The 25,613-nt window shown below is 60.2% G+C and carries 28 protein-coding genes and 1 tRNA gene; 19 read left to right on the forward strand and 10 right to left on the reverse strand.

All coding sequences use genetic code 11. From position 1 onward, the window contains the following. The coding region (locus tag AKV04_RS25080; protein WP_156317852.1) for an IS30 family transposase at positions 1-515 on the forward strand (515 nt) is incomplete at its 5' end. Positions 516-546: 31 nt separating this feature from the next. On the opposite strand, the gene AKV04_RS25085 is transcribed toward AKV04_RS25080, so the two are convergent. From AKV04_RS25085 to AKV04_RS25095, 3 genes are all read right to left on the reverse strand, one after another. Further along, a complete protein-coding gene (locus tag AKV04_RS25085) occupies positions 547-1,566 on the reverse strand; it encodes a hypothetical protein (RefSeq protein WP_054009144.1) in 1,020 nt (339 codons plus the stop codon). 3 nt (positions 1,567-1,569) lie between these two features. Continuing rightward, the gene (locus AKV04_RS25090) at positions 1,570-2,757 is read right to left on the reverse strand and encodes a tyrosine-type recombinase/integrase (protein WP_054009145.1); all 1,188 of its coding nucleotides are present in this window, start codon (positions 2,755-2,757) and stop codon (positions 1,570-1,572) included. Positions 2,758-2,906: 149 nt separating this feature from the next. Beyond that, positions 2,907-2,996, reverse strand: a tRNA-Ser gene (locus AKV04_RS25095). Positions 2,997-3,247: 251 nt separating this feature from the next. On the opposite strand from AKV04_RS25095, the gene AKV04_RS25100 reads away from it, so the two are divergent. The 8 genes from AKV04_RS25100 to AKV04_RS25135 all read left to right on the forward strand — a co-directional run bounded on the left by AKV04_RS25100 (position 3,248) and on the right by AKV04_RS25135 (position 10,315). Next, a complete protein-coding gene (locus tag AKV04_RS25100; protein WP_054009146.1) occupies positions 3,248-4,093 on the forward strand; it encodes a DUF2059 domain-containing protein in 846 nt (281 codons plus the stop codon). 171 nt (positions 4,094-4,264) lie between these two features. Continuing rightward, positions 4,265-4,717 carry a 50S ribosomal protein L21 gene (gene rplU, locus AKV04_RS25105; protein ID WP_054009147.1) on the forward strand — a complete coding sequence of 151 codons (453 nt, stop codon included), beginning with the start codon at positions 4,265-4,267 and terminating at the stop codon, positions 4,715-4,717. Positions 4,718-4,723: 6 nt separating this feature from the next. Further along, a complete protein-coding gene (gene rpmA, locus AKV04_RS25110; RefSeq protein ID WP_054009148.1) occupies positions 4,724-4,993 on the forward strand; it encodes a 50S ribosomal protein L27 in 270 nt (89 codons plus the stop codon). Between the two features lie 126 nt (positions 4,994-5,119). Further along, positions 5,120-5,680: a GNAT family N-acetyltransferase gene (locus AKV04_RS25115; RefSeq protein ID WP_082351858.1), complete on the forward strand. Its 561-nt coding sequence runs from the start codon at positions 5,120-5,122 to the stop codon at positions 5,678-5,680. A gap of 7 nt (positions 5,681-5,687) precedes the next feature. Beyond that, on the forward strand, positions 5,688-6,704 hold the full coding sequence (locus AKV04_RS25120; RefSeq protein ID WP_054009150.1) for a GNAT family N-acetyltransferase: 1,017 nt from the start codon (positions 5,688-5,690) through the stop codon (positions 6,702-6,704). Between the two features lie 147 nt (positions 6,705-6,851). Beyond that, entirely contained in the window at positions 6,852-7,874 is a 1,023-nt protein-coding gene (obgE, locus tag AKV04_RS25125) for a GTPase ObgE (protein ID WP_054009151.1), read from the forward strand. Then, on the forward strand, positions 7,862-8,989 hold the full coding sequence (gene proB, locus AKV04_RS25130; protein WP_054009152.1) for a glutamate 5-kinase: 1,128 nt from the start codon (positions 7,862-7,864) through the stop codon (positions 8,987-8,989). The genes obgE and proB overlap by 13 nt, the downstream gene beginning before the upstream one ends. A 66-nt stretch (positions 8,990-9,055) precedes the next feature. Next, positions 9,056-10,315 carry a glutamate-5-semialdehyde dehydrogenase gene (locus tag AKV04_RS25135; RefSeq protein WP_054009153.1) on the forward strand — a complete coding sequence of 420 codons (1,260 nt, stop codon included), beginning with the start codon at positions 9,056-9,058 and terminating at the stop codon, positions 10,313-10,315. Here AKV04_RS25135 and AKV04_RS25140 read toward each other — a convergent pair. After that, positions 10,305-10,901 (reverse strand): histidine phosphotransferase family protein, encoded by a 597-nt coding sequence (locus AKV04_RS25140; protein WP_054009165.1) that lies wholly within the window; start codon positions 10,899-10,901, stop codon positions 10,305-10,307. The genes AKV04_RS25135 and AKV04_RS25140 overlap by 11 nt on opposite strands. A 42-nt stretch (positions 10,902-10,943) precedes the next feature. Between AKV04_RS25140 and AKV04_RS25145 the strand changes: the two genes are divergently transcribed. The 3 genes from AKV04_RS25145 (at position 10,944) to AKV04_RS25155 (ending at position 12,887) form a co-directional block, all read left to right on the forward strand. Beyond that, positions 10,944-11,129: a DUF3553 domain-containing protein gene (locus tag AKV04_RS25145; RefSeq protein ID WP_054009154.1), complete on the forward strand. Its 186-nt coding sequence runs from the start codon at positions 10,944-10,946 to the stop codon at positions 11,127-11,129. Positions 11,130-11,247: 118 nt separating this feature from the next. Next, positions 11,248-12,033, forward strand: coding sequence for a GNAT family N-acetyltransferase (locus tag AKV04_RS25150; RefSeq protein WP_054009166.1), 786 nt, complete (start codon positions 11,248-11,250; stop codon positions 12,031-12,033). Further along, complete coding sequence (locus AKV04_RS25155) at positions 12,030-12,887, forward strand: lysophospholipid acyltransferase family protein (RefSeq protein ID WP_054009155.1); 858 nt, start codon at positions 12,030-12,032, stop codon at positions 12,885-12,887. The genes AKV04_RS25150 and AKV04_RS25155 overlap by 4 nt, the downstream gene beginning before the upstream one ends. 63 nt (positions 12,888-12,950) lie before the next feature. Here the strand turns inward: AKV04_RS25155 and AKV04_RS25160 are convergent, their stop codons facing one another. Further along, positions 12,951-13,571, reverse strand: coding sequence for a thiamine phosphate synthase (locus AKV04_RS25160; protein ID WP_054009167.1), 621 nt, complete (start codon positions 13,569-13,571; stop codon positions 12,951-12,953). A gap of 102 nt (positions 13,572-13,673) precedes the next feature. On the opposite strand from AKV04_RS25160, the gene AKV04_RS25165 reads away from it, so the two are divergent. Beyond that, positions 13,674-14,414: an RNA methyltransferase gene (locus AKV04_RS25165; RefSeq protein WP_054009156.1), complete on the forward strand. Its 741-nt coding sequence runs from the start codon at positions 13,674-13,676 to the stop codon at positions 14,412-14,414. Positions 14,415-14,549: 135 nt separating this feature from the next. Here AKV04_RS25165 and AKV04_RS25170 read toward each other — a convergent pair whose 3' ends face one another. Next, positions 14,550-15,362: a class I SAM-dependent methyltransferase gene (locus AKV04_RS25170; protein WP_054009157.1), complete on the reverse strand. Its 813-nt coding sequence runs from the start codon at positions 15,360-15,362 to the stop codon at positions 14,550-14,552. Positions 15,363-15,897: 535 nt separating this feature from the next. Here AKV04_RS25170 and ctaA point away from each other — a divergent pair. From ctaA to AKV04_RS25185, 3 genes are read left to right on the forward strand one after another with little or no spacing between them, the layout of a single operon-like run. After that, positions 15,898-17,067 (forward strand): heme A synthase, encoded by a 1,170-nt coding sequence (gene ctaA / locus AKV04_RS25175; protein ID WP_054009158.1) that lies wholly within the window; start codon positions 15,898-15,900, stop codon positions 17,065-17,067. A 23-nt stretch (positions 17,068-17,090) separates the two neighbouring features. After that, positions 17,091-18,539, forward strand: a complete 1,449-nt coding sequence (locus tag AKV04_RS25180; protein ID WP_054009159.1) for a carboxypeptidase M32 — start codon at positions 17,091-17,093, stop codon at positions 18,537-18,539. Continuing rightward, positions 18,536-19,723, forward strand: coding sequence for an MFS transporter (locus tag AKV04_RS25185; RefSeq protein WP_054009160.1), 1,188 nt, complete (start codon positions 18,536-18,538; stop codon positions 19,721-19,723). The genes AKV04_RS25180 and AKV04_RS25185 overlap by 4 nt, the downstream gene beginning before the upstream one ends. A 17-nt stretch (positions 19,724-19,740) precedes the next feature. Here the strand turns inward: AKV04_RS25185 and AKV04_RS25190 are convergent, their stop codons facing one another. Together AKV04_RS25190 and AKV04_RS25195 are read right to left on the reverse strand one after the other, a co-directional pair. Next, a complete protein-coding gene (locus AKV04_RS25190; protein ID WP_156317856.1) occupies positions 19,741-20,535 on the reverse strand; it encodes a hypothetical protein in 795 nt (264 codons plus the stop codon). A gap of 80 nt (positions 20,536-20,615) precedes the next feature. Continuing rightward, on the reverse strand, positions 20,616-21,404 hold the full coding sequence (locus tag AKV04_RS25195) for an enoyl-CoA hydratase (protein ID WP_054009161.1): 789 nt from the start codon (positions 21,402-21,404) through the stop codon (positions 20,616-20,618). Positions 21,405-21,459: 55 nt separating this feature from the next. Between AKV04_RS25195 and AKV04_RS25200 the strand changes: the two genes are divergently transcribed. After that, the gene (locus tag AKV04_RS25200) at positions 21,460-21,879 is read left to right on the forward strand and encodes a PaaI family thioesterase (protein WP_054009162.1); all 420 of its coding nucleotides are present in this window, start codon (positions 21,460-21,462) and stop codon (positions 21,877-21,879) included. 57 nt (positions 21,880-21,936) lie between these two features. Here the strand turns inward: AKV04_RS25200 and AKV04_RS25205 are convergent, their stop codons facing one another. Continuing rightward, positions 21,937-22,314 (reverse strand): bactofilin family protein, encoded by a 378-nt coding sequence (locus AKV04_RS25205; protein WP_054009169.1) that lies wholly within the window; start codon positions 22,312-22,314, stop codon positions 21,937-21,939. A gap of 182 nt (positions 22,315-22,496) precedes the next feature. Here AKV04_RS25205 and AKV04_RS25210 point away from each other — a divergent pair, with 182 nt between their 5' ends. Together AKV04_RS25210 and AKV04_RS25215 are read left to right on the forward strand one after the other, a co-directional pair. After that, positions 22,497-23,480: an agmatinase gene (locus AKV04_RS25210; RefSeq protein WP_054009163.1), complete on the forward strand. Its 984-nt coding sequence runs from the start codon at positions 22,497-22,499 to the stop codon at positions 23,478-23,480. A gap of 63 nt (positions 23,481-23,543) precedes the next feature. Then, positions 23,544-25,208 (forward strand): amidohydrolase, encoded by a 1,665-nt coding sequence (locus AKV04_RS25215; RefSeq protein WP_054009164.1) that lies wholly within the window; start codon positions 23,544-23,546, stop codon positions 25,206-25,208. Positions 25,209-25,237: 29 nt separating this feature from the next. On the opposite strand, the gene AKV04_RS26795 is transcribed toward AKV04_RS25215, so the two are convergent. Further along, positions 25,238-25,613: hypothetical protein (locus AKV04_RS26795; RefSeq protein ID WP_215905438.1), on the reverse strand; the 376-nt coding region annotated here is incomplete at its 5' end.

The raw sequence follows: 25,613 nt of genomic DNA on the forward strand, positions 1-25,613 counted from the left end.
GCCCCGAAGAGATCGAGGCCCGTCTGGTGCCCGGCCACTGGGAAGGCGATCTGATCAAGGGCGCCTTCAACCGCTCGGCGGTGGGCACGGTGGTCGAGCGCAAGACCCGCTTTCTCATTCTCAGCAAAATGCGCGGCTGCACCGCTGACGCGGCGTTGGAGGGGTTTACCCGCCAGATGAAACGCCTGCCTGCCGTGCTGCGCCGGTCGATGACTTACGACCGGGGCAGCGAGATGGCCTGCCACCCGGAGCTGGCGCGTCGACTGAAGATCGACATCTGGTTTTGTGATCCGCATGCCCCCTGGCAGCGCGGCAGCAATGAGAACACCAACGGCCTGCTGCGCCAGTTCTTCCCCAAGGGCACCGATCTGAGCACCATCAGCCAGACCGAACTCAACGACGTGGCGCGCATGATGAACCAGCGACCCCGCAAAACCCTCGGATGGAAAACACCCGAAGAAGCCATGGCCGAAGAACTCGCGGCCTTCAGATCAAACGTTGCACTTGAAAGTTGAATCCGCCCAACGCTTATCGCTTAAGCTATATTCATCTAACTATCTGAAACTCTTTTATTTTTTCTTTATACTTCTTCCAAAGACCGGCATCAGATCTGATGTATTCCCAGTACTCGATAGCGGTCTTATTGGTAGTGGATTTACTGAACAGACCGGGGTCGTGTTTCTTGGCGAGTTTCAGAGCTCGAATAGCCAGTTCTTTCGGAGAGTCATCGGCTAGAGCGTGGTTTCGGCTCATCATCATCGCATGAACGGTTAAGAAAGCGTCAATTCGTTTCGCGCGCGCTTTATTGGACGCCGCACCGCCACTTGAGCCAGCCTTTCGGGCCGTCTCTTTCGCTAAGTACCCTTTCAGCGCCGCCTCACTATGCTCTTCCAACCACCACGCATCGCGAAAAAGAAAGCCGATCTTGACCGCAAAATCTGTGACTTCGCTTAGCTCCAGCAAGGCACTCTTGATTGCTTCCTGCTTTCCTTCAAAAGAACGCGCAAATATGTTGGGATCTTCAATAAACCCCTCGGCGAATTGTTTCGCTCCGTCGATCCGACAATCATTCGCAAATGCAAGCAGACCATAGAGAGTGTCGACAATCTTGCCGCACCTGTGAGCTACCTGAAACAATGCAGAATTTGCCTGCACACTATGCCAATATGCGTCCAGCGGCGTTCCACCTCTGTAAAAAGGGTTGTCCATCCAAGAGAAGATTTCTGCTAATGAGTTTACGTATTCCTCCGTATTTGGGTTATTATCTCCTCGAATTTTTATAAGAATTTCGGTAAAATCGATCCCGACAGACGCGTCTCCGCCGTCTCGGTACAGCCAAGCAAGGGACTGAACCATAGCGTCTGCATCACGAAGAGCCCAACGCTCGATTTGCGCTAAGTTTGGCGTGTAACCTAGATCATCATAGCCGTCCAAAATGTTCCTAAACCCGCCCGACAGGGGCTCCAGATTTTTTGATAGGTTCTCAATGATTGTCTTAGCCAACAATCGCGATGGCGGCTCTGCCGGTATTTTGAAATCCACTAGGCGCTCTTTGGGATCGGTCATCCTTTAAACTCCAGCTGAAGGTTCGCCCGACGTGACATATCTCGACCATTGCTCCATGAGCGATCGGCGCTTTTCCAACAAATCCGAGCGGGCATAAGCGCGCTCGACCGCCGACCCGACCTTATGCGCCAAACTCATTTCCGAAACCTCATACGCGACATTAGCATTTTCAGAGGCCCAATCGCGGAACGTTGACCTAAATCCATGTACGGTCACGCTCTCAACTTGCATCCGGCGCAACAGCATCAGCATTGCCATATTCGATAATGGCTGGTGCCGCTTTTGGCCTTCAAAGACATATTCGGATTGCATCGCACGCAAGGGCTCTATGATCGCCATCATTTCATCGCTGAGTGGCACCCTATGTACCACACCGCCTTTCATCCGAACCGCCGGGCAGGTCCAAAGCCGGGCCTCAAGATCAATCTCGCTCCATGGCGTCCCTAACACCTCGCCGGTGCGGGATCCGGTGAGACAGGTAAACATCAGTGCCTTTGCGGACATCGCATCTCGGTTTTTCAAGTCAGCGTAGAAAGCCGGTACGTCCTGCCACGCCATAGCATTATGATGTTTGGGCTTCGCCTTCACCTTCGGCAGCACCTGGGCGTCTTGGATCGCGGTAACGGGGTTTTCGCCCGACCGAAAGCCTTTCGACTTGGCCACATCCAGCACGATCTTGATCCGCTGCGCCAAACGTCGTGCCGTTTCGTGCTTGTCAGTCCAAATTGGCGAGAGACACATCAGCACCTCTGGTTGGCCAATGCTGTCAACCGGCATCCGCCCGATCTTGGGAAAAGCATAGTCGCGCAAGGTGTTGATCCACTGCGCGCCGTGCTTGTCATTCTTCCACGTTGGCATCCGGTCGATGTGGACTTGCCTCGCCACTTCCTCAAAGCAAGGTATCTCGCGACTGGCATTGAAGCGAGGGTTCAACCCTTGCTTAGCCATGCGGCGGTATTCCAGAGCCCGTTCGCGCGCTTGGTTCAGGGTTACCACGTCGGCGCCACCTAAGCCGAAGTCCGTCCGTAACGGCGCACCTTTGAGATTCTTCTGACCTTTTACAACCACCCGCACAATCCAACGCCGCGCGCCGGAGGGATCAACGACGAGATACAGCCCGCCGCCATCACCGTGCCGCCCAGCGCCTAGATTTTCCACCAGCTTCTTGGTCAGCTTACCCGTAAGGGCCATAATGAATACCACATTCCATACCACTCAAGGAAAAGATACGGGCGTAATCGAAAGAAATCCAGTGTAATCAAAAACTGCAAGAATTCCCTGTGGAATAAGGGGAAAAGTCGACCCGGATCGAACCAGAGATATTGAGCAAAATGGAGGATTGGCGGAGAGACAGGGATTCGAACCCTGGGTCGGCGCAAACCGACAACGGTTTTCGAGACCGCCGCATTCGACCACTCTGCCACCTCTCCGCGGTAGGGATCGTGGCGGGGATTTAGCGGGGTCGCACCGCGCTTGCAACCCCGATTTCATCACTGGCTGCAAAGACTTTGCGTGTGCGACTCGCCCACACCCTTCCCATGCGCCACGCACGCCAGTCCCGCCGCCGCCCCGCGACAGACAAGCGAAGCCCCGCGCACTCACCAATCCGTGTCCGCCGCGCCCTTGGCAGCGCCGCCGCAACGCCGTAGCAATGGGCTCAATCCGCCGCGAAAGGCCCGTTATGCTGCGCCCCCTCCTGCTCTCGCTTTGCCTTGCCTTTCCTGCCACTGTGCTGCCATCCTACGCGCAGACGCAGGCCATCCGGCCCGATATCTCAACCCTCACCCAGACCCTCAAGATCGACGCCCTGATCGCAGTGATGCGCACCGAGGGCCTCGCCAATGGTAAGGATATGGAGGCAGATCTGTTCCCCGGCCAAGATGGGGCAGCATGGGACGTCGTGGTCAGCCGCGTCTATGACACCGCCCGTCTGCACCAGATCTTCGACACAGCCCTGACCAAAGCGCTGGAAAACGAACCCGCGACCCAGAAAGCCATGCGCGAGTTCTTCGGCACCCCGCTCGGTCAGCACATTCTGGCGCTGGAGATTGACGCCCGCAAAACCCTGCTCGACGACAAAGCCACCGAGGCCGCTGCCAAACTCTGGAGCAAAGCTCTGAACGCCAAAACCCACCGTGCAAAACAAATCAACCGCTTTGCCGAGATCAATGATCTCGTGGAATCAAACGTCATGGGCGCTTTGAACGGCAATCTGGCCTTCTACCGTGGCATGAACGCGGCCGGAGCCTTCCCCGAACCGATGCCCGAAGATGATATGCTGGCGGAAGTCTGGTCGCAGGAAGCCGATGTGCGCCGCGATACCACCGAATGGCTGTTCCCGTTCCTGATGCTGGCCTACCAACCGCTCAGCGACAAAGAGCTTGGCAAATACATCGCCTTCTCAGAAACCTCCGCCGGGCAAAAAGCCAACCGGGCGATGTTCACAGCCTTTGACGCGATGTTCGTGCAAGTCTCGAAAGAACTCGGCCAATCGGCGGGGCGTCTGATGGCAGGGCAAGACATCTAACCGCCGCTTGACACCACGCCCGACCCGCAGCATAAGCGCGCATCCCGGCGAGGTGCGAATCTCGTCGGGTCTTTAATTCATGACGCCCATAGGGGCGCGCTGTCCGAGGCGGGGAAACCCAAAACTCCTTAACCGGGGCCACAAGACGCGGAGCAAGAAAAGGAAAGACCCATGTTCGCGGTCCTCAAGACAGGCGGCAAGCAGTATAAAGTGCAGGCGGGTGACGTTCTGCGCGTTGAAAAGCTTGATGCCGTTGCTGGTCAAAAGATCCAGTTCAACGAAATTCTGATGGTTGGCGGCGAAAGCCTGACCATCGGCGTGCCCTTCGTGGCAGGCGCGGCTGTGCAAGCCGAAGTGATCGACCAGATCAAAGGCGAAAAGGTCATCCACTTCGTCAAACGCCGCCGTAAGCACTCGTCGCAGCGCACCAAAGGCCACCGTCAGCACCTGACGCTGGTTCGTGTACTTGACGTGCTGGCCACTGGCGCGGATGCCTCGGGCGTCGCTGCTGCAACCGGCACTGCCGATGCACGTCGCGCTGCTCATAACAACGCTCCGGCACCCGTTGTCGAAGCGCCTGCGAAACCGAAGCGCGCTGCTAAAGCCGCTGCTGCGAAGGAGTAATACCTCATGGCACACAAAAAAGCAGGCGGCTCATCCCGCAACGGTCGCGACTCGGCTGGCCGTCGTCTTGGCGTGAAACTGTTCGGCGGCCAAGTCGCCATTCCGGGCAACATCATCGTGCGTCAGCGCGGCACCACCTGGTTCCCGGGTGAAGGCGTTGGCATGGGCGTGGATCACACGCTGTTCGCCAAAGTCGAAGGCCACGTTACCTTCAAAAAAGGCTTCAAGGGCCGCACCTTTATTTCTGTGCTTCCGGCAGCGAAAGCCGCAGAATAAGCCGAACCTTTACAATTTGATTGTAAACGGGGGATCGGCCGAAAGGCCGGTCCCCTTCCTTATTTCCGCCATCGGAATGGGGTTTGTTCAGGGTTTGCACCCGAGATGGCTTGCAGGAGAAGGTCCGTGGTTTTGGATATGATTGCCGTTCCCGCCGAAGGCCAGATTGCCGCTGGTCGCTTTGTGTTGCGCCCGGTGCGCAAGTCTGATGCTGGCTTGTTCGCGCTTTACGCGGGCGACAAGCGCGTGGCCGAAGCCACCCATTCGATTCCGCACCCGCTGCCGCCGGGGGCCGCTGACGCTTTCGTGACCCGCGCGATGGGCGGGCGTTCGGATGAGCAGATCTGGGTGATGGATGGCGCGGCCACCGGTCTGGCCGAGGTTTTGGGCGTGATCAGCCTGAAACCGATGGACGCGCATAAGCCGACGCATGGCCAGTCCGAAATCCGCTATTGGGTCGCACCCGCATTCTGGAACACCGGCATTGCCTCCGAAGCCGTCAAGGCTTTGGTCGCGGCCAATCCCCAGAACAACTGCACGATCTTCGCTGAGGTGTTTCAAGACAATCCCGGTTCTGCCCGCGTGCTGACCAATACCGGCTTTCAGTATCTGGGCGATGCCGAAACGTTCTCGGTGGCACGCAATGCGCTGGTCCCGACCTGGACCTATGTGAAAAAGCTGGCCTGAGGGAAACATGACCCTACGCGCCCAGCTTCAAACGGCGCGGCTTCGTTTGCGCCCGGTCGCGGCCTCGGATGAGGCTGCGGTCGTCGCATATCTGAACGATCTCGCCATATCGCATTGGCTTGCCCGTGTGCCTTATCCCTATACTCCTGCCGATTTCGACGAATTTACCACCCAAACCGCCTATCCCGGCGAAACCTTCGCCATTGACGATGCGCAAGGCTTTGTCGGCATGATCGGCGCAGGCTTTGAGCTTGGCTATTGGTTAGCGCCGCGCGCGCACGGCCAAGGCTACGCCACCGAAGCCGCCCGCGCCGTGCTGGACATGCAATTCGCCCATGACGAAAGCACCGTCGCTGCGGGCTATTTTGAGGGTAATGCACCGTCAGCGCGCGTGCTGGCGAAACTGGGCTTTGTCGAAACGGGCCGCAGCCTGAAACACTGTCGCGCCTTAGGCCAAGATTGCCCCCACGTCGATCTGCTGCTGACGCCTGAGGCTTATCTTGCCGCCAACCCATTGGAAATACTGACAGATCGCCTGCGCCTCGCGCCCTTGGATATAGACCGCGACTGGCGTGACATCGCCCGCATCGGCGGTGATCCGTTGGTCGCTCCGATGACCAATTCGCACCTCTCGCCTTGGCCCGAAGCCGACGTGCGCGCCACTCTGACTGAGAGCCAATGGCGCGGCCGCTTGGGCTTCCGCCTTGGCATCTGGTTTGAAAGCAAACTGATCGGCGCAATCGGCATCTGGGATGATCCGGTCGAAACCGGCTATTTCCTAGATCCCGCGTTCTGGGGCCGTGGCCTCGCGACCGAGGCGATGACGGCCTTCCTGCCGCAAATGATCGCGCGCTTTGGGCTGGCCGAGGTGTTCGCCGATCACTGCACCGACAACCCCGCCTCTGGCGCGGTTCTGCGCAAATTGGGCTTCCGTCAAATCGGCGAAGGCATCGGCGAAAGCCTTGCAAGGGGTGCCGTGCCGATCCTGATCTATCGGCTTGATCTGCCAAAGGTTAATGATTGATGAATACGACCAGTCTAACCCATTGATTTTGCTAAACCGAGAGCCTGTCCACGCGTGGACACCCTAAACCCCGCAAAAAATCCCCGCGCTTGAGTCCTTCCCCCCAATCCTGTATCGCCTAACCTTATCTTTCAGAAAGCCGCTCCGATGAAATTCCTCGACCTCACCAAAGTCTACATCCGCTCCGGCGGCGGCGGGGCAGGCTGCGTCTCTTTCCGGCGCGAGAAATTCGTCGAATTCGGCGGCCCCGATGGCGGCGACGGCGGCAACGGTGGCTCTGTCTGGGCCGAGGCCGTCGATGGCCTCAACACCCTGATCGACTTCCGCTACCAACAACACTTCTTCGCCAAGTCGGGGCAGGGCGGCATGGGCAGCCAACGCACTGGCAAAACCGGCGACGACATCATCCTGAAAGTCCCGGTCGGTACCGAGATTCTCGATGAAGACGAAGAAACCGTGATCGCCGACCTCGTGACGGTGGGACAGAAAATCCTGCTCGCCAAAGGCGGCAACGGCGGCTGGGGCAACCTCGCGTTCAAATCCTCCACCAACCGCTCCCCCGCCCGCGCCAACTCCGGCCAAGAAGGTATCGAGCGCACGATCTGGCTGCGCCTGAAACTGATCGCTGACGCGGGCCTGCTGGGCCTGCCCAACGCCGGCAAATCCACCTTCCTCGCAGCCGTCTCGAACGCCCGCCCGAAGATCGCCGACTACCCGTTCACCACCCTGGTGCCAAACTTGGGCGTGGTCGGCATTGATGGCGCAGAATTTGTGATGGCCGACATCCCCGGCCTGATCGAAGGCGCTTCCGAAGGTCGCGGTCTGGGCATGCAATTCCTCGCCCATGTCGAGCGTTGCAAAGTCCTGCTGCACCTCGTCGACGGCACTTCATCCACCATCACCAAAGACTACCGCACCATCGTCAAAGAACTCGAAGCCTATTCCGAAGTTCTCGGCGATAAACCCCGCATCCTCGCGCTGAACAAATGTGACGCGCTCGACAAAGCCACCATCACCACCCGCCGCAAAGCGCTTGAAAAAGCCTCAGGTGGCCCGGTGCATGTGATTTCTGGCGTGGCTGGGATCGGCCTGATCGACACGCTGCGGGTTATCATGGCCGAAATCAAACGCGAGGCCCCTGTCGAGGAGGGCCTGCCGTGGCAGCCCTAAAACCGCTTACCGCCCCCGATATACGCGATGCCAAACGGTTGGTCGTTAAAATCGGTTCGGCGCTGCTGGTGGACCGCAAGCTGGGCCTGAAACAAGGCTGGCTGTCAGCGTTGGCGATGGACGTGGCCGAAGCCAAAGTGCGCGGCACCGATGTGGTGCTGGTGTCCTCGGGGTCCATCGCCTTGGGCCGCAAAGTGCTGGGCTTGGGCGACGGCGTTCTGACGCTGGAACAGTCCCAAGCCTGCGCCGCCGTCGGCCAAATCCGCCTCGCCCGCGCCTATGAAGAAGTCCTCGCCCCACACGGCATCACCACAGCACAGGTGCTGGTGACGCTGGAAGATACCGAAGACCGCCGCCGTTATCTGAACAGCCGCGCCACGATGGAGACTCTGCTGGGTCTTGGTGTGGTGCCTATTGTGAACGAAAACGACACCGTCGCCACCGATGAAATCCGCTTCGGCGACAATGACCGCTTGGCTGCGCAAATCGCCGTGACGGTGGGGGCCGATCAGCTAATCCTGCTGTCGGATGTCGATGGTTTTTACTCGGCCAACCCAAAAGAAGACCCCACCGCGCAGCGCTTTGATCTGGTCGAAACCATCACGCCGCAGATTGAGGCGATGGCGGGCGACCCGATTTCCGGTATGTCCAAGGGCGGCATGAAAACCAAACTGCTGGCTGCCAAAACCGCCGTCAAAGGCGGCTGTGCGATGGCGATCATGGAAGGCTCGGTGCTGCGGCCCTTGCAGGCTTTGGCCAATGGTGCGCAACGGACGTGGTTTGTGGCGCAAAGTGACCCGCAAGCCGCGCGCAAACGCTGGATCAATGCGATGAAACCACGCGGTGAATTGCGCTTGGATGCAGGTGCGGTGACGGCGCTGCGGGCGGGAAAATCCTTGCTTCCAGCCGGGGTGACCCATGTGACGGGTAGTTTTGGCCGTGGCGATCCGGTGGCGATCCTGTCGCCTGCCGGGGATGCTCTGGGCAAAGGTTTGGTGCGCTACACGGCGGTGGAGGCCAAGGCGATAGCCGGCCATCGCTCCGGCGAGATCGAAGCAATTCTGGGCTATCAGGGCCGCGCGGCCTTGGTGCATCGCGACGATATGGTGATCTGATCCTTCGGGCCGCCGGGGCGCTGCCCCGGACCCTGGAGTATTTGGGCCAATGTGAAAGGGCCGAAGATGGACGGGCAAATCTTGGATGTGATGCGCGATATTGGCAGCCGGGCGCGGGCGGCTGCGGCAGAACTGGCGTATGCGTCGCAGGAGCGCAAATATGCAGCCCTGATCGGGGCTTCGGCAGCGGTCTGGGCACGGCGGCAGGAAATCCTCGACGCCAACTATATCGACATGGATTACGCCAAAGAGAAAGGCCTCAGCCCGGCGATGCTGGATCGGCTGCGGCTTGATGAAAACCGCATCCGTGGCATGGTGGACGCCCTGCGCAGCGTCGCCGAATATCCCGATCCGGTGGGCCGGGTTTTGGCGGAATGGGATCGCCCGTCTGGCCTGCATATCCAGCGCGTTGCCACCCCCTTGGGCGTGGTCGGCGTGATCTACGAATCCCGCCCCAATGTCACCGCCGATGCCGGGGCTCTGTGCCTGAAGGCCGGTAATGCGGTCATTCTGCGCGGTGGGTCGGAGAGTTTTCATTCCTCTGAAGCGATCCACGCCTGTATGCAGCAGGGCCTACGCGAAGCGGGCCTGCCCGAGGATGCGATCCAACTGATGCCCACCCGTGACCGCGAGATGGTCACTGCCATGCTGCAAGCCATTGAATACATTGACGTGATCGTGCCGCGTGGTGGCAAAGGTCTTGTCGGCCTTGTGCAACGCGAAGCCCGCGTGCCGGTGTTTGCGCATCTTGAGGGCATCTGCCACGTTTATGCCGATCGCGACGCCGATCTGGAAAAGGCCCGCCGTGTGGTGCTGAATTCGAAAACCCGCCGCACCGGGGTCTGTGGTTCGGCCGAGTGCCTTTTGATCGACTGGCAATTCTATACCAAGCATGGCGCGGTGCTGATCGAAGACCTGCTGAAAGCTGGGGTTGAGGTGCGCACCGAGGGTGAATTGTTGAAGATCCCCGGCACGGTCAAAGCCACTCCCGAGGACTTCGGCCATGAATTTCTGGATATGATCATTGCGGCCAAACTGGTGGATGGTGTCGATGAAGCCATCGCGCATATCCGTAAATATGGCTCCAACCACACTGAAAGCATCCTGACCGAGAATGACGAAACCGCCGCACGTTTCATGCAGCGGCTCGATTCAGCGATCCTGATGCGCAACGCCTCAACCCAATTCGCCGATGGTGGCGAGTTTGGCATGGGCGGCGAGATCGGCATTGCCACCGGCAAGATGCACGCGCGCGGTCCGGTGGGGGCGGATCAGTTGACCAGTTTCAAATATCTGGTCACCGGCGATGGCACGATCAGAAGCTAAGCCGAATTTCCCCCTCCATCAGTTCGGTGGTCAAACGGCGGTGCTGGCGGGTGATCTCCTCGGGCACCAGCAGGAATTGCACCTGCGCCGGGCCAATCTCGGCCAAATCCGCCGGATTGATCAGCCCCTCCCACAGGCTTGGGTCAACTTTCAGCTTGGCCGCCGTTGCCCGCAGCGTCCAACGCGCCTCGCCCCGTTCGATCTGCACCCGCCCGCCATAGGGCAAAGCCGATTCGAGGCAGAGAATCAGCAGAAACACCAGTTTTACATCGCGGCGCGGCAGATCGGCGGGGCTGTCCCACTCAATCTGCACCCGTCCGCCATGCGTCATATCCGAGATAATCGCCAGCACCTCATTGCGGCCGATCCGCTGCTCGGCGCTACTGGCGCCAAACGCCACCCGGAAGAATCGGATCCTCGCATTGGCATGGCCGACGCTTTCGGTGATCAGCGCCATTTCCGGGCCCTTTGCCGCACCCTCCATCAACATCAACTCTACCCCGTTGCCGATGGCACCAATCGGGCTGATAAGGTCATGGCAAATCCGAGAGCCGACAAGGGCTGCAAGATCGGGTTTGTAAGGCATTTGGGCGGTCACTGCGGTCATCCTTCAACAAACGAGGCGAATATGGCGGCTTTACTGGAACCGGGGATGCTGGTGCGCCACCCCGCGCGGCCCGATTGGGGCTTAGGGCAGGTGCAGTCGAGTATTGGCAACCGGGTGACGGTGAACTTTGAACATGCGGGCAAGGTGGTGATTGACCTTTCACAAGTGGAACTGACGCCGGATTTCTCACCCCGTAACTCCCATTGACGCAGCATCTGGTTAATCTTGTGTTAACACAATCAGCGCGACACCCCGTTTGGTTGCATTGCGGCCCGCCAACGCCTAAGAAAACCTGCCGCCCAAACAGCCGGACCGGATGCTGCCGATGATTTCTGACGACAAGCACTTCATCCTGCGTCTGGCGCAAGACGACCGCGATCTGCGAGCGGCGCAACGCTTGCGTTATGAGGTCTTCGTGCAGGAATTGGGCGCGACCGTCGCGTTGGCCGACCATGATGCCCGGCTAGAACGCGATGAGTTTGACCCCCATTTTGACCACCTGCTGTTGATTGATCCGCACCGCTCGGCGGAGGATTTGCAAGATGTGGTGGGGGTTTACCGCCTGCTGCCCTCGGATCGGCTGGCGGTGACGGGGCGGTTTTATTCAGAATCAGAATTTGATCTTACCGCGTTGAAAGCTTCGGGCCGCAAGCTTCTCGAACTCGGGCGGTCTTGCGTTCATGCCGATTATCGTGGCGGTACGGCGATGCTGTTGCTGTGGAACGCGCTGGCCGATTATGTGCTGGAACATGGCATCGAGGTGCTGTTTGGCGCGGCTTCATTCCACGGCACCGATATGGTGGCCCTCGCGCAGCCGCTGTCCTATTTACAGCATTTCCACCTTGCCCCGCCCGAATTGCGTGTCATCGCGCGCCCCGTGCAGGCGGCGCAAATCCCGCTGATTCCGCAGGATGGACTTGATCGCAAGGCGGCGATGTTGGCCACCCCGGCATTGATCAAAGCTTACTTGCGTTTGGGTGGCTATGTCGGTCAGGGCGCTTGGGTCGATCATGCTTTCAACACCACCGACGTTTGTCTGGTGATGGATACCGCGCAGATGAGCGCCAAGCATCGCGATTTCTACATACGCAAATCGGGGCGTGAGGCATGAGCGACTGGCGCGCTGATACGCAGGCTTTGCCGCCTGTTGGCGCGTTCGGCTGGCTGCGCGTGGCTTTGCGTGGCGCGGCGATGGGCTTGGTGATCTATAGCGGTTTGCTGCTATTGCTGCTGCTGCGGCTGATCGAACGCCCCCTGTTCGGCCCATCCCGCCCGTGGACGCCCTACATCACCCAAGCCGTCTGCAAACTGGTGTTTCCGATCCTTGGTCTGCCGCTGATCACGCGCGGACAACCCATGCAAGTAAAGGGGGCCGTGGTGGCCAACCACTCGTCATGGTTGGATATTTTCGCCCTGAACGCCGTGCAACGCGGCTATTTCGTCGCCAAGTCCGAGGTGGAGCGTTGGGCCGCGATCGGTTGGCTTGCCCGCGCGACCGGCACGGTTTTCGTCGCCCGCAAGGGCACCGAAGCCAAGCGCCAACAGGCTTTGTTTGAGGCGCGGTTGCGCGCGGGCCATAGATTGATGTTTTTCCCCGAGGGCACCAGCACCGACGCAATCCGAGTTTTACCTTTTAAATCAACGCTTTTCGCGGCATTCTTCACCCACGGACTCGACCATATCCTGCATATCCAACCGGTCAGCGTGATCTATCGTGCGCCCTTGGGCCAAGATGCGCGCTTTTATGGGTGGTGGGGCGAGATGGATTTCGCACCGCACCTGCTGCAAGTCTTGGCGGCGCGCAAGCAGGGTCGGGTTGAGGTGATTTTTCACCCAGCCGTTGCGGTAGACGCCTTCGCCAGCCGCAAGGAGCTTGCCGCGCATTGCGAGGCCGTGATCCGGGTCAGCCACCCGCTTGCAGCAGGTCAAGCACTGGATCAGCGCGCCACCACCTACAAGATATAGTAGTTTTCGCGGGCAAAAAACCACGAAATCTACAAGCCAATTCCCACAGGGAAAGCCAAAACCTCAGCCCAGCGGAGCCATCAGCACTCGCAGCGCGGTCGCGGGGTTGTCGGCCAGCCAGATTTCCTCACCGATGCCGAAGAAATCAGTAACCGGGCCGAATTTTTCGATCAATTCCACGGTCAGCGCCCCCTCGGCGATCACCGGCACTTCAATCACTGCACTCCACCATTCAAACAGATCGAAATCGACCTGCTCTCCATTGCCCAGCGGAGTTGCGCCAATCGGCCCAAACGCCACATAATCCGCCCCCGCTTCGCCCGCATTCATCCCTTCATGCCGGGTCACACCGCAAAACGAACCGATGATGGCGTCGCTGCCAAGTTCTTTGCGGACGTAGCGGACTTGGCGGGCACCATCGGTCAGATGCACGCCGTCAAGGCCGAGGCGGTTGACCATCAACAGGTGGTTTTCGATCACGATGGCCACGTCGCGGGCATGGCTGACCAGACGGCAGGCATCGGCGGCGCGCTGGATCATCTCCTCATCCTTGGTGGCCAAGGCAAGGCGGACACAGGCGATATCGGTGCTGTCCAGCACAGCGGCCAAGCGGTCAGGGAAGGTTTCCAGATCAATCGCGGGCGGGGTGATCAAGGTGATCTGCGGGCGGTCTTGCTCGGCCATCGGTGTATCCTGCATGAAGTTGGGCCGTCATAGCCTAGAATGGCGGGCTTGGCGAGGGCGGTGGGGTGGCGTATCAGGCGGCATCTTACCCGGAGAAAACCCATGATCCCGCCCGCTTTCATTCTGGTCCGCCCGCAAATGGGCGAGAACATCGGTGCCGCGGCCCGCGCGATGCTGAACTTTGGGCTGGAGCGGATGCGGATTGTGGCACCTCGGGACGGCTGGCCGAATTCGGCTGCAGTGGCTTTGGCATCGGGGGCGGGGCGGGTGCTGGATCAGGCGGGGTTGTTTGGGTCGGTGCAGGACGCGATTGCCGACTTTGATTTCGTCTTTGCGACCACGGCGCGGGGGCGGGAGCTGACCAAGCCGATCTATACCCCCGAGGCCGCGATGGATCACGCGCGGGGGTTGGTGGCGGCGGGCAAGCGGGTGGGGGTGCTGTTCGGGCCAGAGCGGGCGGGGTTGGAGAATGAAGATGTGGTGCTGGCCAACGCGATCGTGACGGTGCCGGTCAATCCGGAGTTTGCCTCGCTTAATCTGGCGCAGTGTGTGCTGCTGATGGGATATGAGTGGCGCAGGCAGACCCAGCCTGCGGAGGGCGTGGTGATGGAGATGGCCCGGACGGAGATGGCTTCGGGGATTGAGATTGAGAAGCTAGGGGATCATTTTGAGGAGCGGCTGGCGGCGGCGGGGTTCTTCTTTCCTGAGGCAAAAGTGCCCGGGATGAAGGCCAGCTTGCGGAATATGTGGTCTCGGTTGGGGTTGACAAAGGCCGAGGTTCAGACCTTTCACGGCATGCTGCGCCAGATTGCCTATAAGCTACGGGCACAGGGGGATGAGTGACGGTCCCGACACGGGACCATTGTTTTTATTGGGTTATTCCGACGGGTTGGGGTTATGGTTAATGGAGCTTAACAGCCGTTTTGGTTTTAAAGCCGGTTGTGGGCTTTCGGTTGCATCCAGAGCGCGCCCGCTCTTTCATTTGATAGCCGTCACAATATGCGCACAAATCTTGCCAGCAATAGGGCCTGTCCCGTAGCGCGCTTCAAGGGCATCAGCCGCTACATCTGTGACGTGCTGAAGCGCGTTTGGATCGCGGGCTTCAATTTCGCCGCGCAGGGGCGTTCCTTGGCAATAGGCAACAGCAACTTGCCGCGCGGAAGGCCCCCGACTGGTTTCTTGCTTGCGTAGGATGGATGCTTCGGAAAATCCGGCGCGGTTTAGATCGGCGCGAATCTGATCGTGGTCAAAATAGCCATGGGGCGTTCGTGACATGAACTGGGGCGGATTGTCCGGGAATACCGTCGCGGCCGCATGGGATACGACATCAGCAAACTCATTATTCTCAATCTTATCCCAGACACTGAAGAAGAAGCTGCCACCGGTTTTCAGCACCCGTCGGGCCTCGGCATAGCCCTTGGCACGGTCGGGAAAGAACATTGCGCCGTATTGACACAGGACCACCTCGAAGGAGTCGTCTTCGAAAGGCAGGTTCAATGCATCGGCCTGACGCCATTCAATCCGCGTGTCAGGCGGCTGTCGTTTGGCTGCATGATCGAGCATCGGTTGGCTGAGATCTGTGACGACATAGCGGGCGTCCGGGCGCAAATGTTTGATCAATGCGCGCGGAACCACGCCGCTTCCCGCTGCTGTCTCCAGCACGGACATCGGGCCAACAGAGGCGACACGGGCCGCCATGTCTTCCGCATAAGCCTGAAAGATCAGCGGAACCATGTAGGTGTCGTAGAATTCCGGAATTGAACCGGAAAATAGCTTGTCGGCAGAAGTCATTTTGCATCATCCAATTTGAAAAATGGGCATGAGCGACTGATCTGGTGTGTCTGGGCAATGTGAATATTACAGCGCCGGACGGACGAGTTATAGCACGGAAATTGAGAAAATAGTTTGCAATTTTCATAGGGCTCTTACCCAGAGATGGCGTTCGAGGCTGCGACTATCTCACCTGTTTGATTGGTCAAAACTGCGGGTTTTTATCAGCGGGGACATGATGGGTTGTGCTTTTGGCGGACGGGGGAGCCTCCGGCGGGGATATTTGGGCCAAGATGAAATACTGGGCGTTGGCAGGGTTGCAGAAGGTGGAGCCTCCTGCGGGGATATTTGGGCCAGTATGAAATGGTTTGGCGAGAATTTGGGGGCAGTCGCTTGTTTGTTCGGGTGCGACGGCTTTTGGGGTGTTGGGGGGAGTGTTTGGCAGGGCGGATTGCTCACAGGCGGGTGACGGTTTGCGGTATCTGGCCGCAGGGGTGGGCCTTGAAGCTGCTTTGGGCGCGGCCTAGTGTCGGGCCAAGCAACGAAGGGGTTGGGCATGGCCACGAAGCGCAGCATTTTTGAGGAAGTTGGCGCGGGCGGGCCTGCGGTGGCGGCTCCGCAGGGCGGGTTGATTGATGGGCGTGGCAAGGGGGCGCGGCGCGGGATCAGGGCTTGGCTGTTGGTGATCTTTGCGCTGGTCGCTTTGATGATCGTGGTGGGCGGGCTGACGCGGCTGACGGATTCAGGGCTTTCGATTACGGAATGGAAGCCGGTGACTGGGGCTATTCCACCGCTGAATGCGGCTGACTGGGCGGCGGAGTTTGCAAAATATCAAGCAAGCCCTGAGTTTCAATTGCAAAACACCGCGATGACGTTGGATCAGTTCAAGTCGATCTTTTGGTGGGAATGGGGGCACAGACAGCTTGGTCGGGTGATTGGGCTGGTTTGGGCTTTGGGGTTCTTTGGGTTTTTGCTGGCGAAAAAGATCCCGGTGGGTTGGACTAAGCGTTTGCTCGGCATCGGCGCTTTGGGTGGTTTGCAGGGCGCGATTGGCTGGTGGATGGTATCCTCGGGCCTGATCGGGGCGATGGTGGATGTGGCGTCTTATCGGTTGGCGACGCATCTGGGGCTGGCGTTTATCATTCTGGGGCTGATCACTTGGTATGCGTTGCTGCTAGGGCGATCGGAGACCGATTTGCTGGTGGCGCGGCGTGGGGGAGAGCGGAAGTTGGTGGTGAAGGCTTCGGGCCTGATGCATCTGGCGTTTGTGCAGATTTTGCTGGGGGCGTTGGTGGCGGGGATTGACGCGGGGCGGGCGTTTCCGACTTGGCCGGATATGAACGGGCAGTTCTTTCCGGCGGATGCGTTTTACGTGCCGGATGGTGCGGGGGGTGTCTTGCCTTTATGGCACGCGTTCTTTGAAAATCCCGGTCTAGTGCAATTTATTCACCGGATGTGGGGCTATGGGCTGTTTGCTTATGGGGTTTTGGTTTGGATGCGTGGGAGAGCCTCGGGCAATTTTGCGACGCGGCGGGCGTTTCATGCGGTGATGCTGATGATGGTCGCTCAGGTGGCGTTGGGGATTTACACCGCGCTTACGGCAGCACAGCCGCATGTGGCGATCACGCATCAGGTGGGCGCGGTGGTTTTGTGGGTGTTGATCATTCGGGCGCGGCATTTGTCGATGTATCCGGTGGCGGGCTCGATCCGGGAGGGAACGGCGTGAATAATCCGGCTTATGCAGAGTTGATGGCGTATCAGCGTGACACCGAAGCCTTGGGCAAGATTGCTGAGCGGACGGGGTGGGATCAGGAAACCATGATGCCGCGCGGTGGGGCGGATCAGCGCGGGATTGAGATGGCGGCGATGGAGGGGGTTTTGCACGCCCGTCGCAGCCATCCGCAGATTGCGCAGTGGTTGGCGGATGCCGAGGCTGCGGATGATGCGGCGGCGGCGCAGCTCTATCAGATTGATCGGGCTTACAAGCGGGCGGTGAAGGTGCCGGGGGATCTGGCGCAGGAATTGGCGCGGGTGACGAGCGTGGCGCAGGGGATTTGGGCGGGCGCGCGGACGGCGGAAAGGGTGGCGGATTTTCTGCCAACGCTGCGCGAGGTGATTGGGCTGAAGCGGCGCGAGGCGGAATGTCTGGCAGAGGGCGGCGATCTTTATGACGCTTTGATTGATGATTACGAGCCGGGGGCGACAGCGGCGTCTTTGGGGGGCATGTTTGACCGGATGCGGCCTCGGTTGGTGGCGTTGCGTGCGGCGGTGTTGGCGGCGGAGGCTCCGGCGGGGCTTTCGGGGCATTTCGGGCAAGAGGCGCAGTTGCGGTTGGCGCGGGATGTGGCGACGGCGTTTGGCTATGACTGGAGCCGGGGGCGGATTGATCTGGCGGTGCATCCGTTCTCGTCGGGTGGTGGCGATGATAGCCGGATTACCACGCGGGTGGTGGAGAGCGATCCGTTCAACTGTCTGTATTCGACGATCCACGAGGTTGGCCATTCCGGCTACGAGCTGGCTATTGACCCGGATTACGGCATGACTCCGCTGGGGCATGGCGTGTCGATGGGGGTGCATGAAAGCCAGAGCCGGATTTATGAGAACCAGATCGGGCGCGGGCGGGGTTTGACCGGGTGGATTTATGGTCAGATGGTGGAGCGGTTTGGGCCGTTGTCGGTGGAGGGGCCGGAGGCGTTTTACGCCGCGGTGAACCGGGTGCATGCGGGGTTCATTCGGACCGAGGCCGATGAGGTGCATTATAATTTGCATATCATGATGCGGTTTGATCTTGAGCGCGCCTTGGTGCGGGGCGATCTGGCGGTGGATGATCTGGAGGCGGCTTGGAATGATCGGTTCCTGGCGGATTTAGGGCAGGTGGTGGATAAGCCCAGCCATGGCGTGTTGCAGGATGTGCATTGGTCGGTGGGGCTGTTTGGCTATTTCCCGACGTACTCTTTGGGCAATGTCTATGCGGGCTGTTTGAACAAGGCGATGCGGGCGGCGGTGCCGGATTTGGATGGCGCGCTGGCGCGGGGCGATACTTCTGGCGCGGTGGGTTGGCTGCGCGAGAATGTGCAGCGGCACGGAGGGTTGCGCAGCCCGCGTGACACGATTGCGCATGCTTGTGGGTTTGAGCCATCTGAAGGGCCGTTGCTGGACTATCTGGAGGCGAAGTTCGGGGAATTGTATCGGTTGTGAGTTGGTTTTCCGGCCAAGCGGCGGCGGTTTGGTTGCTGGCGCTTGGGCAGACGCTGACCTATGCCGGGGTGTATTATGCCTTCCCCGCGTTGTTGCCGGATTTGCGGACGGCGACGGGATGGTCGGTGGCGGAACTGGCGTTTGGGCCGACGCTGGGGTTTCTGGTGATGGCGGCGCTGACGCCGTTCACTGGGCGTTGGGTGGATCGGGGCTGGGGCGGCGAGATGCTGACTTATGCGCCGATTTTGGCCGCGCTGGGCGTGGCGGGGTTGGGGCTGGCGGGCTCGCCGCTGATCTGGTGGGCGATTTGGGCGGTGCTGGGAGTGGCGCAGGCCTGTTGTCTCTATGAGTCGTGCTTTGCGTTTTTAACCCGTCGTTTGGGTGGTGAGGCGCGGGGGGCGATTACCAAAGTGACGCTGGTAGCGGGGTTTGCCGGGACTTTGGCGTTTCCTTTGGGCGATTTTCTGGGACGGGTTTTGGGCGGGCAGGGGGCGTTGATCGCTTTTGCGGGCCTGATGTTGTTGGCGGTTCCGATCAATGCCCATGCGGCGCGGTCGTTGCGGCGGATGGAGCGGGCGGGCGGGATCGAAGTTGAAGCCGCTCCGGGTGCTTTGCGCCAAGCCATGCGGCGTCCGGCGTTTTGGGCGATTGCGGCGGTGTTTGGCATGATCTGGCTGAACCACGGGATTTTGCTGACCTATGTGCTGATGCTGTTCGCGGATCGTGGGGCTGGCACCGGGATGGCGACGCTGGCGGCGGCTTGCATCGGGCCGTCTCAGGTTTTGGGGCGGCTGGTGTTGCTGTTTCAGGGCGCGCGGATTGGCAATGCGCGCGCGACGGTGTGGTCACTGATCGGGGTGGTGTTGGCTGGGCTGGCACTGCTGAGTGCAGGCTGGTGGCCGCTGTTGATCTTTGCCTTTGCGGCGTTGCAGGGGGCGGGGGCGGGGCTGCTGTCGATCCTGCGGCCGATGTTGATCGCGGATATTCTGGGGCGGCGCGGCTTTGGCGCTATTTCTGGCGCGGTGGCGGTGGCGCCTATTTTGGCCTCGGCGGCTGCGCCCTCGGTCGGGGCGGGGCTGTTGCATTTGGGCGGGCCGGAGTTGGTTTATGGGTTTTGTCTGGTGATGGGGTTGAGTGGATTGGGGATTGGGCTGGGGTTGTTGCGGCGGGGTGGGTCGGGTTAGGCGGTGTGAACCCCGCCCTACGCTTGTGGAAAGCGGGTTTGCAGCAGGACTTCGAGGGTGCGCAGCCCGGTTTTGTGGCCGTAGCTGTGGAACAGCATGTACTGCGGGGCGCTGTAGATCTGGCGCAGATCGGTGGGGACTTCGGGGAACAGGTGCAGCTGTGCCTCGGGGACGAAGAAGGCGTTTGCCCCGGTTGCGGCGTTGCAGCAGATACAGCGGTAGCCAAATTCGGCGAACAGATCGGCCAGCGATTGCAGCGATGCGCCGTGGTAATCATCGCGCTGCCATTGGTGATCGGCGTCGTAGCGGATGCAGAAGCGCAGCGGCGGCGGGAATTTGGCGTTATATTCGACGATGAACAGGGACGGGGTTACGCCGCTTTCCAGCAGGGCGCGGCAGATGTGCAGGTCGTTGCCGTCGAGATCGACCGAGATCAGGTCGGCTGCTTCAGTTTTTAGGTTACGCAAGCCGTTCTGCAGCAGGGTGGCGACATTCTCGGCAGTGATCCACGCTTGCTGGAAATCTAGCACCGGCGAGCCGGAGGGATCATAGGCCAGGGTTTGGCCGCCAACCCAAAGCCCGCGCCATCCGGCGGCGAGCAGGGCGAGGGTGTTGTTCTCAAACCCGTCGCCGACTCCGAATTCGGCGAAGGTGCCGTTTTGCAAGTCCAAGCGGCGCAGGATTTCCAGTGTGATGCCATCTTCATCGGTCTGGGAAAACGCTTTGCTGCCAAAGCGGGCCAGCGGGTTTGGGTGATCTTGCTGGCGTTGTTTGATCGCGGTAGAAAGTTGCAGATCAAACTGGCGCTTCATCATCTGGATCTGCGGCTGCGGCTGCGGTGCGGGTTTTGTCGGGTTAACTGGAGGCATTGGGGGCTTTCGGTTTGGCGGGATCAGGCCCAGCTTGGTTTGCGCTTTTCAAGGAAGGCGGTGATGCCTTCGTCGGTATCGGGCAGCAGGATGTTTTCGACCATGGTGGCAGAGGCGCTGGCATAGGCCTCGGCGGTATCGAGGGTGCTCGTGTCGCGGAAGGCGGCTTTGCCGAGGCGCAGAGCTGCGGGGAGTTTGGCGGCGAGGGTTTCGGCGAGGGTCTGGGTCTCAGCGTCGAGGGTTTCGGGGGTGGTGAGGCGGTTGATCAGGCCGACCTCATAAGCGCGGGTGGCGTCGATGAAAGCTCCGGTTGTGAGCATCTCGAACGCGATGGCGGGGGGGATTTTGCGGGCGAGGGCGACCATGGGGGTGCTACAGAACAGGCCGATGTTGATGCCGTTGACGCCAAAGCGGGTGCCAGGGGCGGCGGTGATCAGATCACACGAGGCGGCGAGCTGGCAGCCTGCGGCGGTGGCGATGCCGTGGACTTGCGCGATGGTGGGTTGGGCCAAGTTTTGCAGGGCTTGCATGACTTCGGCGCAGTGGGCGAACAGAGACTCAAAAGCTGCGCGGCCTTGGTCGGGGGCGGCTCGGGCGGCCTGCATCTCACGCAGATCGTGACCGGCGCAGAAGGCTTTGCCGGCACCTTTCAGGATGACGACGCGGATGCTTTGGTCGCCGTGCAGGCGCGCGATTTCGGTTTGCAGGGCGGTCAGCATCGCGGTCGACAGCGCGTTGAAGCTGGCGGGGGCGTTGAGGGTGAGGCTGGCGATGCCGCCTGCGTCGTGGCGTAACAGGATCTCGTTGCTCATTGCATCCCCCCTTTGATTGGCGGAACTCTAGGCGGGTGTGGGGCAGGGGGAAAGCATGATCGTGATGGATGCGGCGGCGTTGCAGGGGTTTCTGGCGCGGGAATTTGCGCAGGTGGCAGGGGATTTTGCGGTCGAGCGCGCGGATGCGGCTGGGGTGTGTCTGAGGTTGCGAGTGCAGGACAAGCATTTGCGGCCGGGGGGCACCGTGTCGGGACCCGCGATTTTCGCGCTGTCGGATGTGGCGATGTATTTGGCCATTCTCAGCCGGATTGGCCCGGTGGCACTGGCCGTGACGACGAATTGCAGTCTGGATTTCATGCGCAAGCCTGCGGCGGGCGTCGATATGCTGGCCGAGGCGCGGGTTTTGAAGCTGGGGCGCAGCTTGGCGGTGGGGGATGTGATGTTGTTCTCGGAGGGGATGGTCGAGCCTGTGGCGCGGGCGGGGCTGACCTATTCCATTCCGCCTGCGCGCTAGGCGCATGAAAAAAGGCGCGCTGGGGATGCGCGCCTTGGGATGGTTTTGCGAGTTGGCTTACGCTTTGGCTTTGGTGAAGCGGCCTTCGATCTGGGCACCGCTTTCGATGATCAGGGTGGTGTAGCTGATGTCGGCAGTGACTTGGGCAGCGGCGCGCAGGGTGAAGGTCTGGCTGTCGACGCGGCCATCCAGCTTGCCTTTGACCTCAACCGTCTCGGCCGAGACTTGGCCCGAGACGCGGCCTTCGCCACCGATCACCAGACCATGGGCCGAGAGCGTGCCTTCGACCTCACCCAGCACTTCGATGGTGCCGGTCGAGGAAATATCGCCGATGATCTTCAGATCAGACGACAGCACAGAGCGGTTGTTGCTGCTGACATTGCCGCTGGCGGGGCGTGTCGGCGGAGCAGCGGGGTCGGCGGGTTTGGAAAACATGCGAAATCCTTGGGCGCGAAAGGGCTTGTTGCGCAGATAAGGACCCATGGCGCGCTGCTGGTCAAGCCTTGGACTGGCGGGCGGTGTCGCGAAAGCGCGATGCGGGTCGTGGTTCGGCTGACAAGCGCCGAAGGATTTGATCATATGGGGTGTAAGAATCGCCCCGAAGGGGGGGGCAGGATATGACACTTGGTCGCAATGATGAATTTTTCGCACCGGTCTCCGGTTTTGATTTGCCGCGATTCGCAGGGATACCGACGTTTATGCGGCTGCCGCATGTGCCGTTTGAGCATGATCGGTTTGGCGAGGTGGAGATTGGCTTGATTGGCGCGCCTTGGGATGGCGGCACGACCAACCGGGCCGGACCGCGGCACGGGCCACGGCAGTTGCGCGATCTGTCGACGATGATCCGGGCGATGAATGGGGTGACGTGGGTCGCGCCGTTTGAATTGGCCAACTGCGCCGATCTGGGCGATGTGGCGGTGAACCCGGCGGATCTGATGGATACGCTGGCGCGGATGGAGGCGTTTTATGATCGCGTCGTCGCGGCGGGGGTGTTGCCGCTGACTGGGGGCGGCGATCATCTGTGTTCCTTGCCGATTCTGCGGGCGGTGGCGAAGCGGCGTCCGGTGGGGATGATCCAGTTCGACAGCCACACGGATTTGAACGACATCTACTTTGGCACATCGAAGTATAACCATGGCACGCCGTTCCGCCGCGCGGTGGAGGAGGGGCTGATCGACCCCAAGCGCTATTGCCTGATCGGGGTGCGCGGCACGGCTTATGGCCGGGAAGATTGGGATTTCGCGGCGGCCAATGGCATCCGCATCATCGCGATTGAGGAGTTCCATGCGCGGGGTGTTGAGGATGTGATGGCCGAGGCGCGCGAGATCGTTGGGTCGGGTGACACCTATATTACCTATGACATTGATTTCGTCGATCCGACCTTTGCGCCGGGGACGGGGACGCCGGAGGTTGGGGGGCCGAATTCGTGGCAGGCGTTGCAGGTGGCGCGGCTTTTGAAGGGCGTCAATATCGTGGGGGCTGATTTGGTTGAGGTCTCACCACCGTTCGATGCCAGTGGTGGGACGGCGTGGTTGGGGATCTCGATCATGTTCGAGATGCTGTGCGTGATGGCCGAGCGGGTTGCGGCTTTGCGGGGATAGGGAGCGACCGGGGCCAGCCCCCGGACCCCCGGAGTATTTTTGCCAATGTGAAAGGCTAAGAGAATGACGGCTGAGATGATTGTGACCAATGCGAAGGTCTTGACGATGGATGCAGCGAAGCCTCGGGCTGAGGCGGTGGCTTTGGCGGGCGGCAAGATTGTGGCGGTTGGGACGGCGGCTGAGGTGGTGGCGTTGGCCGGGCCTGATACCCGGGTGATTGATGCGGGCGGGCGGACTTTGTTGCCGGGGTTCTTTGAAAGCCATTTGCATCTGGTGCTGGGTGGCAATGAGTTGGTGCAGTTGCAGATTGGCGGGGTGCATGGCTTTGACGCATTGAAGGCGGCGTTTGAGGCTTATGCTGTACAGTATCCGGCCAATGCTTTGTTGATGGCGCAGGGGGCGTCTTATGAGATTCTGGATCAGCCTGTGACGCGGCAGGATCTGGACCGGGTGATTGCGGATCGCCCGATTGCGATGATGTCACCGGATCACCATACGGTTTGGGCCAATACTTCGGCTTTGGCGGCGGCGGGGCTGCTGCATGGGGCTGCGATGCCGCATGGGCATGAGGTGGTGATGGCCTCGGATGGTACGGCTTCGGGCGAGTTGCGTGAGTTTGAGGCGTTTGGGCCGATCCTGGCTTTGGGCGGTGAAGCGCATTTGCAGTTGGGGATTGCGACGGGAGGGGAGCCGGACCCTTGGCCTTCAGAGGCGGTACGCGCCAAGGATAAAGATAAGATCGCGGCGGGGCTGGCGCATTGCGCGGCGCATGGAATCACCTCGATGGTGAACATGGATGGCAATCGCTACACCTGCCAGCTGCTTCGCGAGATGAAAGACGAGGGGCGGTTGACCGCGCGGGTCAAGGTGCCGTTCCACTTTAAGCCGCATATGGAGTTGTCCGAGTTGGAGCGGGCCTCAGTCATGACGACGGAGTATAAGGATGACTGGGTGTCGTCGGGCTTTGTGAAGATGTTCATGGATGGCGTGGTCGATAGCCGGACGGCTTTCATGCTGAATGACTATCCGGAGACGACGGAGCGCGGCGAGCCGTTGTTTGAGCCGGAGCGGTTCAAGGCGATCTGTGCCGAGATTGATCGGCGCGGGTTGCAGATTGCGGTACATGCGATTGGCGATGGTGCGGTGCGTACCACGATTGATGGCTATGAGGCGGCGGGCGTGGCCAACGGTCTGCGCGATATGCGGCATAGGATTGAGCATATCGAGCTGATCGAGCGCAGCGATATTGCGCGGCTGGGGGCGTTGGGGATTACGGCCTCTGTGCAGCCGCCGCATCCTCCGGGTGCTATGGATTTCCCGATGTCTACTATGGAGACGGTGTTTGATCGTTCGCGTTGGGTCGATGCCTATCTGTGGAAGTCTTTGGCGGATCAGGGCGCACCCTTGGCTTTTGCCTCCGATTGGCCGGTGACGGATGTGTCGGTGATGCGCGGACTGCAGGCGGCTATGACGCGGGTGCCTTATGAGGGCGCTGCGGATGAACGGGTCAGCCTGATGGACAGTCTTTATGCCTATACGGCGGGCGGGGCTTGGGCGGCGCATATGGAAAACGTCACCGGCAAGCTGGTTGTGGGCCTCGCGGCGGATCTGGTGCTGATTGATGGTGATATTGAGACGGTGGATTCGGCTGATCTGGGGGGCACGGGAATCGCGCTGACGGTTGCGGGCGGAAACATCACCCATCAGGGCGCAGGATTCGCCGCCTGAGGTGAGGATTCGACGAGATTCGGGCCGAATCAAAGGCGCAGATTCGGGGTTAGGCCCGGATTTGCGCCTTTTGACTTTGCAGATGCTGCCCAACGAAGCAGCATCACCTGTGAAAAACCCCTGTAAACATTGAGCATGACAAGAAAATGACGAAGATGCGCATTTTTCCTCTTGCGGCTTTCGGCGACTAACCCTAAACACCGCCTTACCGAAGCGAAACAGACGCAGCGATGCGGACGGGGAGCGGAAGGAAGCGAGATGAAACGCTCGTGCCGAAATTTGGATACACGACGGCAAGCGCCCGAAGTTCGGGCGTTCTGTTTATTTTGTGTCCGCGCTCTTTGAAATTGATAGGAATTGAAGGGATATGTGGGCGGTTTGGGCGCATCGGCGTCGACATTGTTA

Origin of the sequence: Cypionkella psychrotolerans (assembly GCF_001294535.1) — a bacterium.
In the GTDB taxonomy this organism is placed as follows: domain Bacteria; phylum Pseudomonadota; class Alphaproteobacteria; order Rhodobacterales; family Rhodobacteraceae; genus Cypionkella; species Cypionkella psychrotolerans.

Coding starts and splice junctions, on each gene's coding strand:
- AKV04_RS25135 (WP_054009153.1), top strand. CDS start 9,056: ATGGACGGGCAAATCTTGGATGTGATGCGCGATATTGGCAGCCGGGCG.
- AKV04_RS25090 (WP_054009145.1), bottom strand. CDS start 2,757: ATGGCCCTTACGGGTAAGCTGACCAAGAAGCTGGTGGAAAATCTAGGC.
- AKV04_RS25190 (WP_156317856.1), bottom strand. CDS start 20,535: ATGAAGCGCCAGTTTGATCTGCAACTTTCTACCGCGATCAAACAACGC.
- obgE (WP_054009151.1), top strand. CDS start 6,852: ATGAAATTCCTCGACCTCACCAAAGTCTACATCCGCTCCGGCGGCGGC.
- AKV04_RS25150 (WP_054009166.1), top strand. CDS start 11,248: ATGATTTCTGACGACAAGCACTTCATCCTGCGTCTGGCGCAAGACGAC.
- AKV04_RS25155 (WP_054009155.1), top strand. CDS start 12,030: ATGAGCGACTGGCGCGCTGATACGCAGGCTTTGCCGCCTGTTGGCGCG.
- AKV04_RS25215 (WP_054009164.1), top strand. CDS start 23,544: ATGACGGCTGAGATGATTGTGACCAATGCGAAGGTCTTGACGATGGAT.
- AKV04_RS25200 (WP_054009162.1), top strand. CDS start 21,460: ATGATCGTGATGGATGCGGCGGCGTTGCAGGGGTTTCTGGCGCGGGAA.
- AKV04_RS25100 (WP_054009146.1), top strand. CDS start 3,248: ATGCTGCGCCCCCTCCTGCTCTCGCTTTGCCTTGCCTTTCCTGCCACT.
- AKV04_RS25180 (WP_054009159.1), top strand. CDS start 17,091: ATGGCGTATCAGCGTGACACCGAAGCCTTGGGCAAGATTGCTGAGCGG.
- AKV04_RS25145 (WP_054009154.1), top strand. CDS start 10,944: ATGGCGGCTTTACTGGAACCGGGGATGCTGGTGCGCCACCCCGCGCGG.
- AKV04_RS25205 (WP_054009169.1), bottom strand. CDS start 22,314: ATGTTTTCCAAACCCGCCGACCCCGCTGCTCCGCCGACACGCCCCGCC.
- AKV04_RS25140 (WP_054009165.1), bottom strand. CDS start 10,901: ATGCCTTACAAACCCGATCTTGCAGCCCTTGTCGGCTCTCGGATTTGC.
- rplU (WP_054009147.1), top strand. CDS start 4,265: ATGTTCGCGGTCCTCAAGACAGGCGGCAAGCAGTATAAAGTGCAGGCG.
- AKV04_RS25170 (WP_054009157.1), bottom strand. CDS start 15,362: ATGACTTCTGCCGACAAGCTATTTTCCGGTTCAATTCCGGAATTCTAC.
- AKV04_RS25160 (WP_054009167.1), bottom strand. CDS start 13,571: ATGGCCGAGCAAGACCGCCCGCAGATCACCTTGATCACCCCGCCCGCG.
- AKV04_RS25195 (WP_054009161.1), bottom strand. CDS start 21,404: ATGAGCAACGAGATCCTGTTACGCCACGACGCAGGCGGCATCGCCAGC.
- ctaA (WP_054009158.1), top strand. CDS start 15,898: ATGGCCACGAAGCGCAGCATTTTTGAGGAAGTTGGCGCGGGCGGGCCT.
- rpmA (WP_054009148.1), top strand. CDS start 4,724: ATGGCACACAAAAAAGCAGGCGGCTCATCCCGCAACGGTCGCGACTCG.
- AKV04_RS25085 (WP_054009144.1), bottom strand. CDS start 1,566: ATGACCGATCCCAAAGAGCGCCTAGTGGATTTCAAAATACCGGCAGAG.
- AKV04_RS25210 (WP_054009163.1), top strand. CDS start 22,497: ATGACACTTGGTCGCAATGATGAATTTTTCGCACCGGTCTCCGGTTTT.
- AKV04_RS25165 (WP_054009156.1), top strand. CDS start 13,674: ATGATCCCGCCCGCTTTCATTCTGGTCCGCCCGCAAATGGGCGAGAAC.
- AKV04_RS25120 (WP_054009150.1), top strand. CDS start 5,688: ATGACCCTACGCGCCCAGCTTCAAACGGCGCGGCTTCGTTTGCGCCCG.